At 70.1% G+C, this 17,149-nt stretch carries 15 protein-coding genes and 1 pseudogene; 8 read left to right on the top strand and 8 right to left on the bottom strand.

Going from position 1 to position 17,149, the window contains the following annotated elements; translation table 11 throughout:
* Positions 1 to 19: 19 nt before the first annotated feature.
* Positions 20 to 1,408 (bottom strand): cation diffusion facilitator family transporter, encoded by a 1,389-nt coding sequence (locus tag ACT6XY_RS08720; protein WP_444747945.1) that lies wholly within the window; start codon positions 1,406 to 1,408, stop codon positions 20 to 22.
* A 165-nt stretch (positions 1,409 to 1,573) separates the two neighbouring features.
* Here ACT6XY_RS08720 and ACT6XY_RS08715 point away from each other — a divergent pair, with 165 nt between their 5' ends.
* Together ACT6XY_RS08715 and ACT6XY_RS08710 are read left to right on the top strand one after the other, a co-directional pair.
* On the top strand, positions 1,574 to 2,398 hold the full coding sequence (locus tag ACT6XY_RS08715) for an alpha/beta hydrolase (protein WP_444747944.1): 825 nt from the start codon (positions 1,574 to 1,576) through the stop codon (positions 2,396 to 2,398).
* Between the two features lie 63 nt (positions 2,399 to 2,461).
* Complete coding sequence (locus ACT6XY_RS08710; protein ID WP_444747943.1) at positions 2,462 to 2,827, top strand: c-type cytochrome; 366 nt, start codon at positions 2,462 to 2,464, stop codon at positions 2,825 to 2,827.
* A 117-nt stretch (positions 2,828 to 2,944) separates the two neighbouring features.
* Here ACT6XY_RS08710 and ACT6XY_RS08705 read toward each other — a convergent pair whose 3' ends face one another.
* Positions 2,945 to 3,664, bottom strand: a complete 720-nt coding sequence (locus ACT6XY_RS08705; protein ID WP_444747942.1) for a DUF1194 domain-containing protein — start codon at positions 3,662 to 3,664, stop codon at positions 2,945 to 2,947.
* A 143-nt stretch (positions 3,665 to 3,807) separates the two neighbouring features.
* Between ACT6XY_RS08705 and ACT6XY_RS08700 the strand changes: the two genes are divergently transcribed.
* Positions 3,808 to 4,956 carry an MFS transporter gene (locus tag ACT6XY_RS08700; RefSeq protein ID WP_444747941.1) on the top strand — a complete coding sequence of 383 codons (1,149 nt, stop codon included), beginning with the start codon at positions 3,808 to 3,810 and terminating at the stop codon, positions 4,954 to 4,956.
* Here ACT6XY_RS08700 and ACT6XY_RS08695 read toward each other — a convergent pair.
* Positions 4,950 to 7,073: a S9 family peptidase gene (locus ACT6XY_RS08695; RefSeq protein WP_444747940.1), complete on the bottom strand. Its 2,124-nt coding sequence runs from the start codon at positions 7,071 to 7,073 to the stop codon at positions 4,950 to 4,952. The two genes, ACT6XY_RS08700 and ACT6XY_RS08695, sit on opposite strands and share 7 nt — an antisense overlap.
* Before the next feature lie 435 nt (positions 7,074 to 7,508).
* On the opposite strand from ACT6XY_RS08695, the gene ACT6XY_RS08690 reads away from it, so the two are divergent.
* The 3 genes from ACT6XY_RS08690 to ACT6XY_RS08680 all read left to right on the top strand — a co-directional run bounded on the left by ACT6XY_RS08690 (position 7,509) and on the right by ACT6XY_RS08680 (position 9,400).
* Complete coding sequence (locus tag ACT6XY_RS08690; protein WP_444747939.1) at positions 7,509 to 7,928, top strand: MucR family transcriptional regulator; 420 nt, start codon at positions 7,509 to 7,511, stop codon at positions 7,926 to 7,928.
* 540 nt (positions 7,929 to 8,468) lie between these two features.
* Positions 8,469 to 8,843, top strand: coding sequence for a helix-turn-helix domain-containing protein (locus ACT6XY_RS08685; protein WP_444747938.1), 375 nt, complete (start codon positions 8,469 to 8,471; stop codon positions 8,841 to 8,843).
* A complete protein-coding gene (locus ACT6XY_RS08680; RefSeq protein WP_444747937.1) occupies positions 8,840 to 9,400 on the top strand; it encodes a DUF6456 domain-containing protein in 561 nt (186 codons plus the stop codon). The genes ACT6XY_RS08685 and ACT6XY_RS08680 overlap by 4 nt, the downstream gene beginning before the upstream one ends.
* A gap of 4 nt (positions 9,401 to 9,404) precedes the next feature.
* Here ACT6XY_RS08680 and ACT6XY_RS08675 read toward each other — a convergent pair whose 3' ends face one another.
* From ACT6XY_RS08675 to ACT6XY_RS08665, 3 genes are all read right to left on the bottom strand, one after another.
* The gene (locus ACT6XY_RS08675; protein ID WP_444747936.1) at positions 9,405 to 10,793 is read right to left on the bottom strand and encodes a M20/M25/M40 family metallo-hydrolase; all 1,389 of its coding nucleotides are present in this window, start codon (positions 10,791 to 10,793) and stop codon (positions 9,405 to 9,407) included.
* Positions 10,794 to 10,895: 102 nt separating this feature from the next.
* Positions 10,896 to 11,342 (bottom strand): hypothetical protein, encoded by a 447-nt coding sequence (locus ACT6XY_RS08670; protein WP_444747935.1) that lies wholly within the window; start codon positions 11,340 to 11,342, stop codon positions 10,896 to 10,898.
* A 172-nt stretch (positions 11,343 to 11,514) separates the two neighbouring features.
* Positions 11,515 to 13,044 (bottom strand): helicase HerA-like C-terminal domain-containing protein, encoded by a 1,530-nt coding sequence (locus ACT6XY_RS08665; protein ID WP_444747934.1) that lies wholly within the window; start codon positions 13,042 to 13,044, stop codon positions 11,515 to 11,517.
* 170 nt (positions 13,045 to 13,214) lie between these two features.
* On the opposite strand from ACT6XY_RS08665, the gene ACT6XY_RS08660 reads away from it, so the two are divergent.
* Positions 13,215 to 13,337, top strand: coding sequence for a hypothetical protein (locus tag ACT6XY_RS08660; RefSeq protein ID WP_444747933.1), 123 nt, complete (start codon positions 13,215 to 13,217; stop codon positions 13,335 to 13,337).
* A 37-nt stretch (positions 13,338 to 13,374) separates the two neighbouring features.
* Here the strand turns inward: ACT6XY_RS08660 and ACT6XY_RS08655 are convergent.
* Both ACT6XY_RS08655 and meaB read right to left on the bottom strand, forming a co-directional pair.
* Positions 13,375 to 14,850 (bottom strand): annotated as a pseudogene (locus tag ACT6XY_RS08655) (amidase family protein); the annotation flags it as partial.
* A 117-nt stretch (positions 14,851 to 14,967) separates the two neighbouring features.
* The gene (gene meaB, locus ACT6XY_RS08650) at positions 14,968 to 15,951 is read right to left on the bottom strand and encodes a methylmalonyl Co-A mutase-associated GTPase MeaB (protein ID WP_444747932.1); all 984 of its coding nucleotides are present in this window, start codon (positions 15,949 to 15,951) and stop codon (positions 14,968 to 14,970) included.
* Positions 15,952 to 16,107: 156 nt separating this feature from the next.
* Between meaB and ACT6XY_RS08645 the strand changes: the two genes are divergently transcribed.
* On the top strand, positions 16,108 to 17,149 hold a 1,042-nt coding region (locus ACT6XY_RS08645; protein WP_444747931.1), incomplete at its 3' end, for an alpha/beta hydrolase.

Raw genomic sequence — 17,149 nt, 5'->3', positions numbered from 1 at the left:
TCCCTCGCGACCTTTAAGGTCACGGGGCAGGGGATGGAAGGGCGCGGACCGGCTCGGTATGGCCGACCACGCGGATGACCCGCGGCTGGCTGCGGCGGAAGCCGCGCTCGATGGCGTCCACCGCCTCATGCACCGCCTCGACGGTCAGGGCGGGGTCGGCGCGGCAATGGTAGGTCACGACCAGGCCCTGCGTGGTATCGCGGACGCGGACGCTGTGGACGTCGGTGATGTGCCCGGTGGCGGCGGCAAGCTCGGCGAGAGCTGCACCGATCCTCGCGATCTGATCGGGCGGCGCGTCGCTGCCGATCAGCATCTCGACCTGCAGAGGCTCGATATGGGTCTCGACCTCCACGTCTGTGCCGAGTTCGCCGCCGATCGCCGCTTCCAGCCGGCTGGCGATGTCGTGCGCCTCGCCGAGCGTCAGAGCCCCGTCCACCTCCAGGTCGAGGCCGATGCAGAGCCGTTCGCCGAGATGCTGCACCGTGACGTGGTGGACGGCGAGCGCATGGCGCCGCGCGGTCAGGTGGACGCGCTCCATCACCGTCTCGTCGTCGAGGGCCACGGGCTCTGTCGTCACCGTCGGCAGGGTGCCGGCATGGGCGCCGGCGGCCGCCGCCCCGATGGCGGCCTTGATCTCGGCGACCCGCTCCAGCGGCAGGGTGCGGTTCACCTTCACGGTGATCTCGGCCAGCGTATCGGTGCCGACCTCGCGCAGGCGGACGCTGTCCACCCCGACGACCCCCGGCACGGCGCCGACCGCCTCCATGACCGCCTCTGTCGCCCCCTTCGGAGCACGGTCCATCAGCGTGTCGATGGTGCGGCGGCCGAGGTTCCAGCTCATCACGCAGATGATGATCGCCACCGCGATGGCGGCGACCGCATCGGCAATGGGATAGCCTATCCAGACGAAGAACAGGCCGGCCAGCACCACCGCTGAGCTCGCCATGTCGGCGGCGAAGTGCAGCGCACCGGATTCGAGGGCGTGGCTGCCCGTCTCCTTCGCGACGCGGCGCATGATGCGCACGCGCCAGTAGTCCACGGCGATGACGCCGACCATCAGGCCCGCCATGATCGGCGTCACCTCGACGGAATGGCCGCCGCCCGTCAGCCGCCGCACCGCCTCGGTGACGACGATGCCGGAAACGAGGAAGAGGAAGGCCGTCTCGGCGAGGGCGGCGATCGATTCGACCTTGCCATGGCCGTACTGGTGATCCTCGTCCGGCGGCTTGTCGGCGAGGCGCACGGCGTAGAAGGTCAGCACGGTGGCGGCGGTGTCGACGAGGCCGTGGGCTGCCTCGGCGAGGATGGCGATGGAGCCGCTGGCGAGGCCGACTGCGGCCTTGGCCGCCGTGAGGAGCACTGTGACCAGGATCGAGGCCAGCGCAGCCTTTTGCTTGATGGAGACCATGGCCGGACCCTCGTCTTGCGAGCGCGAGGCCTAGTCCCTGGCCCGCCGCCGGTCAACCGCGGGGTGCCCACCGCCCGCCCCGCGCCGGGCTGCCCGGTGCCGGCGGGCTTGACGCTCGCGCGGCTCCGGGCTCCGCTGCCGCCGATCCTCGTTCGCGGACATGCCATGACGCCCATCGACCTCGACGCCCAGTACAACAACCGCGCCATGGTCCCGGACCATCCTGCGATCATGTCCGGCTGGGCGCGCGATGCCGCCGCCTTCCGGTCCGCGCGGCCGGACGCCGCCCTCGACCAGGCCTACGGAACTGGCGAGCGCCACCGCTACGACCTCTTCCCCGCCGCAGCGCCGCGGACCGATGCGCCGCTCGCTCTCTTCATCCATGGCGGCTACTGGCAGGCGCTCGACAAGACCTCGTTCAGTCACATGGCGGCGGGCGCCAACGCCCATGGGCTGGACGTCGTGGTGATGAGCTACGACCTCTGTCCGCAGGTGAAGCTCGCGAAGATCGTCGACGATGTCATCGCCTGCATGCGCGCGCTGCGTGAGCGCACCGGCCGCCGTCTCCTGCCTTTCGGCCATTCCGCCGGCGGTCACCTCACCGCCTGCATGGCCGCGGCCAGCTGGCCGCAGATCGGCGAACCGGCCGACATCCTCGCCGCAGCCATGCCCATCTCCGGGCTGTTTCACCTCGCGCCGCTCGTGCCAACCTTCGTGAACCGCGCCATGGGCATGGATGCGGGAGAGGCGGCATCGCTCTCGCCGCTGGTGTGGACGCCGCCGAAGGGGTTGAGGGTGACAGCCGTGGTGGGGGGCGAGGAATCCGCCGAATATCACCGCCAGACCCGCACGCTCTGCGAATGCTGGCGCGCGCTCGGCGCCGTCACGCGGGAGATCGTCGTGCCCGGCGCCAACCATTTCACCGTCATTGGCCCCTTTGCCGATCCCTCTTCGGCCCTGACGCGGGAACTGGTTGCGCTGGCAGGTTGATCGACCGCAAGGTCCGGGGGGTGCGGGCATGGGACCATGCCTCATGGAATGCCCGGAGGCCTCATGTCGTCCCGCCACCTGCTGCCCGCTCTCCTCGCCCTCGCCCTCATGGCGGGGGGTGCCGGCGACGTCCTCGCCCAGAGCCAGCGTGTGCTCATCCAGCGCGGCGAGACGCTGGTGCGCCAGCACTGTGCCCTCTGCCATGCGGTGGGGCGGACCGATGCCAGCCCCTATCCCAATGCGCCGCTGTTCCGCGAGCTGTCGAAGCGCTATCCCGTCGACGTGCTGGAGGAGGCGCTCGCCGAGGGCTTCACCTCGGGCCATCCGGCCATGCCGGAATTCACCTTCTCGGCCGAGCGTGCCGCGGCCATCGTCGCCTATCTGACCTCGATCCAGACTGAGCCCAACGCCCGCCCGCAGCGGCGGTGACGGCTGTACCGTCGCGGCAGCACGCCTTCGGCCTCGCCGGGGGTGACGGGCGGCACGGTGCAGCAGGGAACGTCGGTCGTCGTTGGCGGGGCCACCACCCGCTCCCGGTCCATCGCCTCAGGCGATCTCGGTGACGATCTTCCGCCTGACCGCATCCGCAAACGAGCGGTCCGCGTCCGCCACCTCGACAAAGGCGCCGGGGCCCCCGATCACCGCCTCGCGATAATAGTCCGGCAGCGGCTGGCCGATGCGTGCCGGCACCGATCCGCCCGGCCTGAGGATCGCCAGCGCATTGACCGTGATGCCCTTGGCCACCGCGTCGTCGCGGGCCGCCTCGACGGCGCGGCCGCCGATGTTCGGCCCGTCGCCGGAGACGTCGATGACGCGCCTGAGGCCGCGATAGGGCCCTGTCTCGATGTGGCGGACGCAGAAGTCGATGGCGGCGGAGATGGAGTTGTAGCCGCGCGCCGCCCGCGGTCTCGCCAGGAGCTCGGCGGCGAAGCCCTGCGCGCTCGCCGCGTCGCGGATCAGCGTCCAGTCGACGATCACGTGCTGCGAGGTGGGGCCGCCCCATTCGGTGTAGATCACGGCGATGGCGCCGTGGATGCCCTTGCCGATGACCGAAAGCACCTCCGGCGAGGACAGGGCCTTGCCGTAGCCGTCGCGCTGCAGCCTGAGTTCGTCGTCGTCGATGGAGCCGGAGCCGTCGGCGGCGAGCGCGAGGACGACGTCTACCGGAATCGGGCGCTGGGCCGAGGCCATCCGGGGCGCGGCGGCTGCCGCCGCGAGACCCAGCGCCGTGCGCCGGGACATCGTGTTCCACCGCCACATCGCCATGGGTCCTTCCCTCTGCTCGGGCCATGCTGCCATGTTCCAGCGCGGCAGCCGCCATGACCATCCACATCATCGTGACCGGAGGCCGCTTCGTATAGGGTGCGCGTCCCGCGAGGGCCCCTGCCCTCCCCAGCCCCGAGACCCGATTGGCCCTTCTCGTCCTCCTGTCCGTCGGCATGCTCATCGTCGGCTTCGGCGCCTTCGGGGTGATCGGCGTCATCACGCCGATCAGCCGCGACCTGGCGCTGACGCCGGTCGGCGCCGGCTGGATCGTCAGCGCCTATGCGGTGGCCTATGCGATCGGCTCGCCGCTCGGCGCCTCCATCACCGGCCGCCTCGACCGGCGCGCCGTCCTCGTCATCGGCATGGGGCTGATCGCCGCCGGGGCGCTCGTCACCGCGGTCGCCGCCCATCCGCCGGTCCTCTATGCCGGCCGCATCGTGCTGGCGGTGGGGGCCGGGCTCTATTCGCCCGCCGCGGCCGGCGTCGCCATGATGGCCGTGCCGACCGCACAGCGCGGCCGGGCGCTCGCCACCGTCTATTCGGGCCTGACCGTGTCGCAGGTGATCGGCATTCCCGCCGCGGGCTATATCGGCTTCACCATCGGCTGGCCCTGGCTCTTCATCGCCATCGCGGCGGTCGCCGTGCTGATGGCGGCAGCGCTGTGGATGCGGGTGCCGGCCAGGATTTCCATCGCGCCGGCGACCCTCGGCGACCTCGCCCGGGCGATGACCGATCCGCGCCTCGCGCTCGCCGTGCTGGTGACGGTGACCGTGATGGGCGCTGCCTGGATCCCCTACACCTTCCTGTCGCCGATCATCGAGGAGAAGACCGGCGGCGGCCCGGGCCTCGTCGCCATTCTGCTGGTCGTCTACGGCTGTGGCTCGGTCGCCGGCAACGCGCTGGGCGGGTTCCTGGTGGACCGGATCGGCGCCAACCGGACGCTGCTGATCGCCGCCTCGGGGCCTCTCCCGCTGATGGCGGCGGTGACCTTCGTCGCCTGGGGTCCCTGGCTCGGCGGCGTCATCCTCTTTCTGTGGGGCATGCTGGGCTGGACCATCGGCGTGTCGCAACAGGCGCGGCTGGTGGCCCTCGACCCGGCGCGCATGCAGGTGCTGCTGTCGCTCAACGCGGCCTGCATCTATGGCGGCGCGGCGCTGGGCTCGAGCCTCGCCGGCGTCGCCAAGAGCCTCGGCGGGACGCCCGGCCTCGGCGTCGCGGCGGTCGGGCTCGGCCTCGTCGGCCTCGCCCATCTCGCCCTGTCCCTGAAGCTCGGCGGCCGGCGGGACTACTGAGCCGGCGCCTCCGGCGCGCCGGTCACCGCCACGGCGAAGGCATAGGAGCGTGCCACCTCCGCAAGCCGGTCGAAGCGGCCGGCGGCGCCGCCATGGCCCGCATCCATGTTGGTGACGAGGAGCACGGGATTGGCGTCGGTCTTGGTGGCGCGCAGCCGCGCCACCCATTTCGCCGGCTCCCAGTAGGTGACGCGGGGGTCGGAAACACCGGCCAGCGCCAGGATCGGCGGATAGGCCTGCGCCGTGACGTTGTCATAGGGCGAGTAGGCCAGCATTCGCCGGAAGGCTTCCGGGTCGGCCAGGGGATTGCCCCATTCGCGCCATTCCGGCGGGGTGAGCGGCAGGGTGTCGTCGAGCATGGTGGCGACCACGTCGACGAAGGGCACCTCGGCCAGGATGCCGGCGAAGAGGTCCGGGCGCATGTTGGCGACCGCCCCCATCAGCATGCCGCCGGCCGAGCCGCCCTGGGCGACGATGCGGCCCTTGGCGGTGAAGCCTTCGGCGATCAGGTGCTCGGCGCAGGCGATGAAGTCGGTGAAGGTGTTGGTCTTGAACTCGCGCTTTCCCGTCCGGTACCAGCGGTAGCCCTTCTCCATGCCGCCGCGCACATGGGCGATGGCGTAGACGAAGCCGCGGTCGACCAGCGACAGCCGCGCGGTGGAGAAGGAGGCGGGCATCGAGGCGCCGTAGGAGCCGTAGCCGTAGAGCAGGACCGGGGCGGTGCCGTCGAGCGGCGTGTCCTTCCGGTAGACCAGCGACACCGGGACGGTCTCGCCGTCGGCGGCAGGCGCCAGCAGGCGGCGGGTGACGTAATCCGCGGCGTCATGGCCGCATGGCACCTCCTGGCGCTTGCGCAGCACCCGACTGCGGGTGCGCATGTCGTAGTCCCAGGTCTCGTTCGGCGTCGTCATCGACGAATAGACGAAGCGCAGGGTGTCGGTGTCGAACTCGTAGCCGGGCAGCACGCCCAGGGAATAGGCCTCCTCGTCGAAGGCGATGGCGTGTTCCTCTGATGTCGTCAGGTTGCGGATGACGATGCGCGGCAGGGCGTTCTCGCGCTCGAGGCGGATGAGCCAGTCCTTCAGCACATGGGCCGAGAGGATGAGCACGCCCGGCCGATGGGGCACGATCTCGGTCCAGTGCTCGCGCTCGGGCGTGGCGAGGGGCGCGGCGACGATCCGGTAGTCCTCGGCCTCGTCGTTGGTGCGGATGAACAGCGTCTTCTGACCCAGCCAGTCCGGGTGGTAGTCCGGATAGGCCTTCACCTCCTCCCGCCGCGGCAGGACGAGCCGGGGCGCGGCGTCGGTGCGGGTGAGGTCGAGGGCATAGGTCTCGGTCGAATCGCTCTGCGAGCAGGCGATGAGCGCGAGGCCCCCCGCCGTCGCCTCGCCCATGCCGACGAACACCGTGGTGTCCTGCTCCTCGAAGACGAGGCGATCGGCCGCCTGATCCTCGCCGAGCACGTGGCGGAAGATCCTCAGCGGGCGGTGGTTGTCGTCGAGGCGGATGTAGTAGAGCGCCGAGCCGTCCTGACACCAGACGGCGTCGCCGCCGGTCTCCTCGATGAGGTCGGCGTGATCCTCACCCGTCGCGAGGTCGCGCACCCGGAGCGTGAAGAACTCCGAGCCCTTGTCGTCGTAGCTCCAGGCGAGCAGCCGGTGGTCGGGGCTGTGGGTGGCGCCGCCGAGGTCGAAGAAGGCGCGGCCCGCGGCGAGCGCGTCGCCGTCGAGCATGATCTGCTCATCCGCCACGCTGCCACGCGGCCGGCGGCAGACGATGGGATGCTGGCCGCCCTCGCGGTAGCGGTCGTAGTAGTCGAAGGGGCCGTCCGGCGAGGGCACGCCGGAATCGTCCTCCTTGATCCGTCCCCGCATCTCCCTGACCATGGCCTCGATCAACGGTTTCACCGGCGCCAGCACCGTCTCGGCATAGGTGTTCTCGGCCACCAGATGGTCGCGGATCGGCGCCGGCAGCACCGAGGGATCGCGCAGGGCGTCCTGCCAGTTGGCGGCGCGCAGCCAGGCGTAGTCGTCGACGAGTTCCGTTCCGTGGACCGTTCGCAGGGTGCGCTGGCGGTCGGCCTCCGGGGCGGCGGCGGCCTTGGCGTCGAGCGTCATGGTGTCATCCATTCAGGTGGGAGCGGGAGGCACCGCGGAATCACTCTGCGGCACGGCAGTATTAACGCGTGGTTCATTGGTATGGCAGACCTGTGGCGCGGGTAACATCATGTATCGGGGCGCGACACAGCGTGCGCGAAGGGCCGCGATTCGGCCCCTTCGGCCGGTTGCATGGTGAAGGAGACTACTCGTTTTGAGACCGTATATCGTCACCGGTGTTGATTTTGCTGAAAGCCAACGCCCCTAACATTCACATTTTTACTTGAATGCGGCGATTCAGGCCTTGCCACGCAAGCTCAGCGGCAGTATCTGCCCATTGTGGACGCTGTCCCGGACACGGATGCTGAACCGGACGACGCCCTGCAAGCAAACGAGCGCAACGCTCCAGGCCGCGACGGTGTTCTTCAGCGTCGCCTGTCAGAGGATTCCGTGACCATGGCCGACTCGTCGACTGCCAACAACTATATCGAGCTCGCCGCCGATATCGTGTCGGCCTACGTGAGCAACAATTCCGTTTCCGCCGCCGACCTTCCGAGCCTCATCAACAACGTTCACAATGCCCTGGTCAACGTCACGGCCGGCAAGGTGGAGGTGCCCGCCGAGCCGCTGAAGCCGGTGATCCCGATCAAGAAGTCGATCACGCCGGACTACATCGTCTGCCTCGAGGACGGCAAGAAGTTCAAGTCGCTGAAGCGCCACCTGCGCACCCAGTACAATCTCTCTCCCGAGGATTACCGCGAGAAGTGGGGCCTGCCGGCCGACTATCCGATGGTGGCCCCGAACTATGCCGCTGCCCGCTCGCAGCTCGCCAAGCAGATGGGTCTCGGGCAGCAGCGCCGCCGCAAGGGCCGCTGAGCCCAACCGACGCCTTTGCGACGGCGCCGTCCGGACATCCGGGCGGCGCCGTCGTCGTTTCATCGCCCATCTTCAGCCGCGCGACGGCCCGCGCCAGTGCCGCATGCCGCGCGAGATCGTATCCTGATCCGGCCGACCGGCAGCGCGCCCGCTCGCGCCTGAGCTGGCGCTCAAGCCGGCGGAGCATATCGCCGCCGCTCTCGGGCCGGCCGAACAGGCCGTCCATCCCCCCCGGGCGACAGACCGTTTCGGCATGAGCGCCGACGCCCGCGGCGCGCCAGCTCCGGATTCGGCAGCGCTGTCGTCCCATCTTCGCCATCGCGGTTCTCCTCGCCCGCTTCAGACGATGGCGACCGGGAGAATGATGGGGACAACTTTTCCGCGCAATGTGCCGACGCGCGGTTGCAGCAGGCGGCCAAGTGCCTGACGGTGCAGCCTTTCTGGCGGCGCCGTCAGCCTGCTGACATGAGAAGGAATAAAAACTTATTACTCTTGCCGGCGCCGCTCATAAGGATTGAAGTCCTTCATACGGAGGCCGCCATGCTGATGTCCCCTCACCTTCCGCCGCCTTCCGGGCCGGCGCGGCCCTCAGAGGCCGGGATCACCGTTGCAGCCGCTCTCGCCGCCTGGGTTGCCGGGGTCGAACGCCATGCATTGTTCGGCCAGAGCCGTGGCGGCGCCCAGGTGGCAGCGGCGCGGCAGCTCGCGATCTATCTCGCCCACGTCGTGCTGGGGCACGACCTGACGCGCCTCGCCGCCGCCTTCGGCCGTGACCGCGCGACACTGCGCCATGCCCTGCGCAGAATCGAGGACGAGCGCGACGACCCCGCCTTCGACCGCCAGCTGACCGGACTGGAGGCCATCCTGCTGCCGTTGAGGGGAGAGCGGGACGCGGCTGGAGGGCAGCCGCGATGACCAGGGCGTCGAAGACTGCGCGTGACGACGACCGCTTCCGCAGGGCCCACCAGGAGCGGGGCATCCTCGAGACGCCGGAGGGGCCGGTGGAGATCGACCTTACCGAGAGCCCCCTGCGCTGGCTCGCCAGCCGCAGGGACGCGGCTGGCCGGCCGTTCCTGTCGGCGACCGAAGTCGAGGCGGGCGAACGGTTTCGCCGCGACTTCACCCTCGCCGGCCTGTCGCCGAGGCTCGGCGCGGCCTGGGCGGCCCCCGTCTCGGGCGGGCGGGCGGCGGGCGCGGGGCCGGACTATGCCGACGTCATCATCGCGGCGAAGCAGCGGCTCGACCGGGCCATGGACGCGGTTGGCCCTGACTTCGCCTCCCTGCTCCTCGACGTCTGCGGGTTCCTCAAGGGCCTGGAGGACGCGGAAAGGGCGCGCGGCTGGCCGCTGCGCGCCGGCAAGATCGTGCTGAAACTCGCCCTCGCGTCGCTCGCCCGTGCCTATGGGCTCGCGGATACGGCGAGGGGGCCTGCCCGCGCGCCGGGCATCCGCACCTGGCGGGCGCCCGGCTGAGGCGTCAGGCGGCGAGGGCGTCGAGGATGCGCACCCAGGAGCGGATGCCCTTGTGGAAGCTCATGAGGTCGTATTTCTCGTTGGGCGAATGCACCCGGTCGTCCTCGAGCGCGAAGCCGACGAGGAGCGAATCGAGGCCGAGATCGGCCTTGAAGGCGCCGACGATCGGAATGGAGCCGCCCGAGCCGATGGTCACGGCCTTGCGGCCCCATTCGTCCGTCAGCGCCGCGCGGGCCTTGGCGAGCACCGGCATGTCCCAGGGCAGCGCCAGAGCCTCACTGCCGCGCGAGCCGAAGAACTCGGCGCGGCAATCGGCCGGCAGCTGGGCCTGGACATGGGCGCGGAAGGCGTCGCGCACCTTCACCGGGTCCTGCTTGCCGACGAGGCGCATGGTCACCTTGGCCCAGGCCTCCGACGGAATGACGGTCTTCGACCCCTCCCCGGTATAACCGCCCCAGATGCCGTTGATGTCGCAGGTCGGCCGCGAGGAGATCATCTCGACGAGCAGGCGGTCCTTCTCGCCGATCGGGTGCTTCAGGCCGACGGCACCGAGGAACTCCTCCGCCGTCAGGCAGAGACCCTTCCAGTCCGCGAGAATGTCTGCCGGCAGGTCCTCGACCCCCTCGTAGAAGCCGGGAACGGCGATACGGCCGTCCGGCCCATGGATCGAGGCGATGACCTTCGAGAGCATGTGGATCGGGTTGGCGGCGGCGCCGCCATAGACGCCCGAATGCAGGTCGCGGTTTGCCGCGACCACCTTGAACTCCTCGGCCACGATGCCACGCAGCGAGGTGGTGATGGCCGGTGTCGCGCGGTCCCACATGCCGGTGTCGCAGACGAGGGCGACGTCGGCAGCGAGATCGGCCTTGTTGGCGCGGACGAAGTCGAAGAGATGCTTCGACCCGCTCTCCTCCTCGCCCTCGATCAGCAGCGTGACGCCGACGGGCAGCGAGCCGGTCACCGCCTTCCAGGCGCGGCAGGCCTCGACGAAGGTCATGACCTGGCCCTTGTCGTCGGAGGCGCCGCGGGCGAGGATCTGCTTCGTGCCGTCGGGCGCCGTGGCGATCCGCGGCTCGAAGGGCGGCGTCTCCCACATGTCCAGCGGATCGACGGGCTGCACATCGTAGTGCCCATAGAAGAGCGCATGCGGTCCAGAACCGCCCGGGCTCTTCGCCACGACCGCGGGGTGCCCTCCGGTCGCCCGTGCCTCGGCGGCGAAGCCGATGGAGGCGAGGTCCTGCACCAGCCAGTCGGCGGCGGCGGCGCAATGGGCCGCATAGGCGCTGTCGGTGGAGACGGAGGGGATGCGCAGGAGGGCGAAGAGGCGCTCGAGGCTCTGGTCGAGGCCGGAATCGACGGCGGCGAGGACCTTGTCGACGGGTCGGGATGTCATGGCGGATGCGTCCGATGTGAAAGCGAGGCGCGGACGCTAGCAACCCCGCCGGCGATTGCAAACGCGGCGGGAAGCGGAACTGCCCCCCGCCCCCGCAACGCGTCAGACGATCTCGTCCACCAGGCCGCGGGCGCGGCCGGAGCGACGGACGCGCTGCATCAGTGCGCCGACCCGGCGGTAGACGAGGCGGGGCGCGGCGTCCGCCGACATGGCGGCGGCATAGCCGAGAGCCATGGCCGCCCGGGCGACGGCGCGGGAGAAGGCGGGAACGAGCAGGAGGCAGGGGATGCCGCTGCGCACCGCCGCATCCGGCGGCCGCGGCAAGGCGCCGGCCGGAACGACCGGATCCGGCACAGGGCGCGGAGCGGAGACGACGACCACATCGACCCGGCCGGCCTCGACGTGAAAGGACAGTTCGCCGGGGTCCGACAGCCCCACGGCATGCACCATGCCCAGGCTTCTGAGACCCTCTGCCGCGGCGGAGGGATCGACCCCGTCGAGGCGCAGCACGACGACCCGCGCGCCGTGAATCTGTTTCGTTCCTGCCATTCGCATCATTCCCGACACCAGCCGGGACCGGCAGGACTTCGCAGCCTGTTGAAACAACGTGGCGACGACCGTCCGGGCTCGGTCTTCGGCTCCCGGGCGATGGGATAATGATACCGTCTTGAGGACTATCTACGAATTTCGCTGCAATTGACGGGATCGGCGAGCAAACCGGTCAGCGGCGGCCGAGGCCGCCGAGGACGCCGCGCATGATGGCCCGGCCGATCTGCGTGCCGACGGTGCGGGCGAGCGAACCGGAAGCGTTCTTGATGATGATCTCGGTCGTCGACATCGGCGCCCGGCCACGGCCCTTGCCGGCCGGCGCGGAGCCACCGCCGAGGATGGAGCCGAGAAGGCCGCCGAGGCCGCCACTGTCGGCCTGCTGGGCCTGTTCGGCCCGCTCGGCCTCCTCGATCTTCTGCCGGGCGCGCTTTTGCAGGATCTCGTAGGCGGACTCGGAGTCGATGGTCTCGTCGTACTTCCCGCGGAAGGGGCTCTTCGCGATGATCTGCCGGCGCTCCTGCTCGGAGACCGGGCCGATGCGGGCCAGCGGCGGCGAGACGAGGGTGCGCTCGACGATGGAGGGCACGCCATTGCCTTCGAGGGTGGAGACCAGCGCCTCGCCCTTGCCGAGCTGGGTGATGACCTCTTCCGTGTTGAGCTTCGGGTTCTGCCGGAAGGTGGTGGCTGCCGCCTTGACCGCACGCTGGTCGCGCGGCGTGAAGGCGCGCAGCGCATGCTGCACGCGGTTGCCGAGCTGGGCGAGGACGGTCTCCGGCACGTCGAGCGGGTTCTGGGTGACGAAATAGACGCCGACACCCTTGGAGCGGATGAGGCGGACCACCTGCTCGATCTTCTCCACCAGGGCCTTCGGCGCATCCTTGAACAGGAGGTGGGCCTCGTCGAAGAAGAACACGAGCTTCGGCTTGTCGACGTCGCCGACCTCGGGCAGCTCCTCGAAGAGCTCGGACAGCAGCCAGAGAAGGAAGGTGGCATAGAGCTGCGGGCTCGCCATCAGCTTGTCGGCGGCGAGCAGGTTGATGTGGCCGCGCCCTTCCCTGTCGGTGCGCATCAGGTCCTTCAGCGCCAGGGCCGGCTCGCCGAAGAACTTCGAGCCGCCCTGATTCTCCAGCGTCAGGAGCTGGCGCTGAATGGCGCCGACGGAGGCCGGGGAAACGTTGCCGTAGGCGGCGCGCAGTTCGTTCTGCAGCTCCTTGTTGGACCCAAGCTCCTGCAGCATGGCGCGCAGGTCCTTCAGGTCGAGGAGCGCCAGGCCGTGCTGGTCGGCATAGTGGAAGAGGATGTTGACGACGCCTTCCTGGGTCTCGTTGAGGTCCATCAGGCGGGAGAGCAGCAGCGGCCCCATCTCGGCCACGGTGGCGCGGATCGGATGGCCCTGCTCGCCGAAGAGGTCCCAGAAGACCACCGGGAACTGGTCGGGGTGCCAGTCGAGGCCGACCGTCTTGGCACGCTCGAGGATGAAGGGTTTCTCCTCGCCCATGGCCGCGACGCCGGAGAGGTCACCCTTGATGTCGGCAGCGAAGACCGGGACGCCGGCGGCGGAGAACCCCTCGGCGAGGACCTGGAGCGACACGGTCTTGCCGGTGCCGGTCGCGCCGGTGATCAGCCCGTGGCGGTTGCCGAACCTCAGCGCAAGCCATTCCTGCTTGGTGCTCTTGCCGAGGAGGAGGGCGTCGTCGGCCATGATCTGATCCTGAAGCTGCAGCGCTGTGGTCCGTCCGTTCTAGCAACGCCGCCGGCCGATCGCCAAGCGCGATGAAGGGCCGCGCTCACCCTGGGGCATCTTGACGTGGATCAAGGTCGGGGCGGGCCCGGTGCGCGCAATCTCCCGCCGACATTCCGGAGGAGGTCACCATGACGGAAACGCTGTTCCTCGCGCTCGTGCTGGTCGTGTTCTGCGGCTTCGGCGCCACGCTCGCCTGGGTCGACTATACGGGCAAGGACGTGCGCCCGCCGGTTCCCGGCCCGGCCGAATGAGGCGCCGCAGCCGCGGCGCCCGCCGGCCGGGCGCGACTCAGCCGCGCGCCCAGAGCTCCCGCACGAAGGTCCCCGCCTTCTTCTCGATGGCGGCGGCCGCGTCGAGGCAGACGTCCTCGCGGTAGCGCGACGTGATGAGCTGCACGCCGATCGGCTTGCCGTCGACGAGGCCGACCGGCACGACGGCTGCCGGCAGGCCGAGCACGTTGACCGCCGACATGAAGCGAAGGTCGTTCCAGAACAGTTCGCGGCCGCGCTCGGGGCTTTCGAGGTCGGCGTTGTAGGACGGCGTCTGCTGCACCGAGAGCGGCGACAGGATCACCGGATAGTCCTCGAGGAACATGAGCCAGTCGCGCAGCACGCGTGAGCGGCGGGCGATGGCCTTCATGTAGCCCTCGCGGTCGAGCACGGTGCTGGTGCCCTTCATCGCCTCGATGGCGGTGATGAAGTCGGGGCTGCCGTGCTGGCGCATGGTCGCCTCCTGCAGCACCGTCAGTTCGGTGAAGATCAGGTCCGACCAGAGCTTCCAGGTGCCGTCGAGATCGGGCAGCTCGACCTCGTTCACGTCGTAGCCGGAATCGGCGAGGTGATCGGCCGCCTTGCGGACGAGCGAGATCACTTTCGTGTCGGTCTTCATGTCGCGCGGGATCCTGGCGAAGGCGACCTTGATCGGCCCCTTCAGCTTCGGGCCCTTGAGCGGCGCCGGCACCCACCAGGGATCGCGCGGGTCGCGCATCGCCATCACCTCGAGGCCGAGGCGCACGTCGGCGACGGAGCGGGCGATCGGCCCCTGCGCCGACATGAACTGGGCCATGAGCGGGCGCTCGTCGCCCTTCATCTGGGTGGGGTTGAAGGCGGGGATGCGCCCCTGGGTCGGCTTGATGGTGGCGACGCCGTTGCAGAAGGCCGGCCAGCGCAGCGAGCCGCCGATGTCGTTGCCGTGGGCGATGGCGCCGATGCCGGCGGCGACCGCCGAGCCCGCGCCGCCCGACGAGCCGCCGCAGGTGATGGCGGGGTCCCAGGGGTTGAGGGTGAGGCCGTGCAGCGGGTTCTCGGTGAAGCCGCGCATGGAGAATTCGGGGGTGTTGGTGAGGCCGACGATGATCGCGCCGGCCTTGCGAAGGTTGGCGGTGACGGCGGAATCGTCGGGGGCGATGTTGTCCTTGAAGGCGACGACGCCGTTGGAATTGGCCTGGCCCTTGACGTCGAGGTTGATCTTGATGGTGACGGGCACGCCGTGCAGCGGGCCGACCGCCTCGCCCTTGGCCAGCGCCTTGTCGGCGGCCTTCGCGGCCTTCAGCGCATCCTTCGACAGGTCGACGACGACGGCATTGAGCTTGGGGTTCACCGCCTTCATGCGATCGATGGTCGCCTTCACCACCTCCTCCGACGAGACCTTGCCAGACTTGATCGCCCGCGCGGTCTCGACCGCTCCCCATTGCCAGATCGGTGCCTTCGCCACTGTGCCGTCCCCCTCGTGATGAGGCCGGGATGGTGCGCAAGGTTTTCCGGCAGGGGAAGTGCCGTCAATGGGCGTGCGTCATGCGCAGACCTAGCCCCTGGAACCCCTTCCTTCGGCCTTCGGCCTCGCCGGAGGTGGCGAACAGAGGGTCCCTGGACCGCTATGCGCTCAGATCCCCAGCACCGCGGCGATCTCCTCCACTGCCACCATCGGGGCGAGGCGGCCGCTCGCCACGTCGGCCTCCAGCGCCGGCAGGCGCGCCTTCAGGACGGGATCGCGCTTCAGCCGCTCGGCGAGGCGCTCGTGCAGCATGGTCCACATCCACTTGACGCCCTGGGCGCGGCGCTTGGCGGCGAAGTCGCCGGAGGCCTCGGTCTTCGCACGGAAGGCGCCGATCTGCTCCCACAGTGCGTCGAGCCCCTGGTTGGCGAGGCCGGAGATCATCAGCACGGGCGGCGACCAGACGCGCGATTTCGGCGCCATGATGTGCAGCGCCGCCCGGTATTCCGCCGCCGCCGCCTTGGCGCGCAGCGCCCCGTCACCGTCGGCCTTGTTGACGGCGATTATGTCGGCGAGTTCGAGGATGCCCTTCTTGATGCCCTGCAGCTCGTCGCCGGCGCCGGGCAGCATCAGCACGAGGAAGAGGTCGGTCATGTCGGCCACCGCCGTCTCCGACTGGCCGACGCCGACCGTCTCGACGAGGATCACGTCGAAGCCGGCGGCCTCGCAGAGCAGCATGGTCTCGCGGGTCTTGGCGGCGACGCCGCCCAGCGTTCCCGACGAGGGCGAGGGCCTCACATAGGCGTTCGCGTCGTTGACGAGGCGGGCCATGCGGGTCTTGTCGCCAAGGATCGACCCGCCGGTGCGCGAGGACGAGGGGTCGACCGCGAGCACGGCCACCCGGTGCCCGGCCGCGGTCAGGTTGGCGCCGAACGTATCGATGGTGGTGGACTTGCCGGCGCCGGGCACGCCGGTGATGCCGATGCGGATGGACCCGCCCGTGTGGGGCAGCAGGATCTGCACGAGCCGGCGCGCCACAGCCTGGTGCTCGGGCCTCGTCGACTCCACCAGGGTGATGGCGCGGGCGAGCACGGCGCGGTCACCGGCGCGGACGGCCTCGGCAAGCTCGGCGGGATCGGGAAGGGCACGCATGGCGGCGTGGTATCAAAGCCACGCCCCGGAGGCGAGCGATTCGGGGCGATGGCGACGCCTTCCTCCCGCCCCATTGCGGCCATGCCCGCCCGCTAGGCGGCAGGGACACGAGGCGCCGTGCCCCGCCATTCCGACCATTTCCGAGCCCCGAACCGCATGCCCGAGCCGTCGACCACCCCCGTCGCCGTCCCCGCCTCCGCCTTTCGCCTCGCCGCCGTGACGCTCGCGGCGTTGACGCTCGGCGGCTGTTTCGGCACGGGGCTTTCGACCGTCACCGGGTCGATCGGCGCGCTCACCGCCCCCGCGGCGGCGCCCACGGCAACGCCGGTCTTCGTCGCCTCCACCCGCCCCGCCTTCGCCGGCGACCGGCTCGGCGCGCCTTCGGCCGAGCGGGCGCGCTTCTACCGGCAGGTGGTCACCATGCCGCCGGGCCGCGCCACAGGGACCATTCCCCGTCCACAGATCACGCCCGAGAGCCCCAGCCGCCATGCCATGCTGTCCGACCGGGCGGCTCTGACCCCGGACGCCTTCCGCCAGCAGGTGGCGGCAGCGGTGAACGCCAAGCCCTATGACGGGCGCGACGTGCTGGTCTATGTCCACGGCTTCAACACCGATTACGACGAGGCGGCCTTCCGCGTCGTGCAGGTTGCCGCCGACGGCGGCTTCCGCGGCACCCACGTGCTCTTCACCTGGCCGAGCTACCGGCGGGTCCTCGCCTATGGCGGCGACCGCGAGGTCGCCACCGCTTCGCGCGACGCACTCGACAGGCTGCTCACCGATCTCGGCCGCACGCCGGGCGTCGGCCGGATCCACATCCTCGCCCATTCCATGGGGGGCTTCCTCACCATGGAGGCGCTGCGGCAGGTGTCCATCGCCGGCAACGGCGAGCTGGGCGGCCGCCTCGGCGAGGTGATCCTGGCGGCGCCCGACCTCGACGTCGAGGTGTTCCGCCAGCAGATGGCGCGCATCTCGCGTCCCTCGCGCATCTCGCTCTTCGTGCAGTCCGACGACCGGGCCCTGGCGGTCTCCTCCACCGTCGCCTGGGACCGCCAGCGCGTCGGCGCGCTCGACGTGCGCAATGCCGAACATCGCCGCATCATCTCGGGGCTGGGCGTGCGCGTCTTCACGATGAGCGCCACCGGGTGGACCGACCTCATCCGCCACGGCACCTTCGCCGAAGCCCCGGAGATCGTTCGGC

Origin of the sequence: Phreatobacter sp. (assembly GCF_052440005.1) — a bacterium.
Taxonomy (GTDB): domain Bacteria; phylum Pseudomonadota; class Alphaproteobacteria; order Rhizobiales; family Phreatobacteraceae; genus Phreatobacter.
This window is presented reverse-complemented; position numbering and strand designations above follow the sequence as displayed.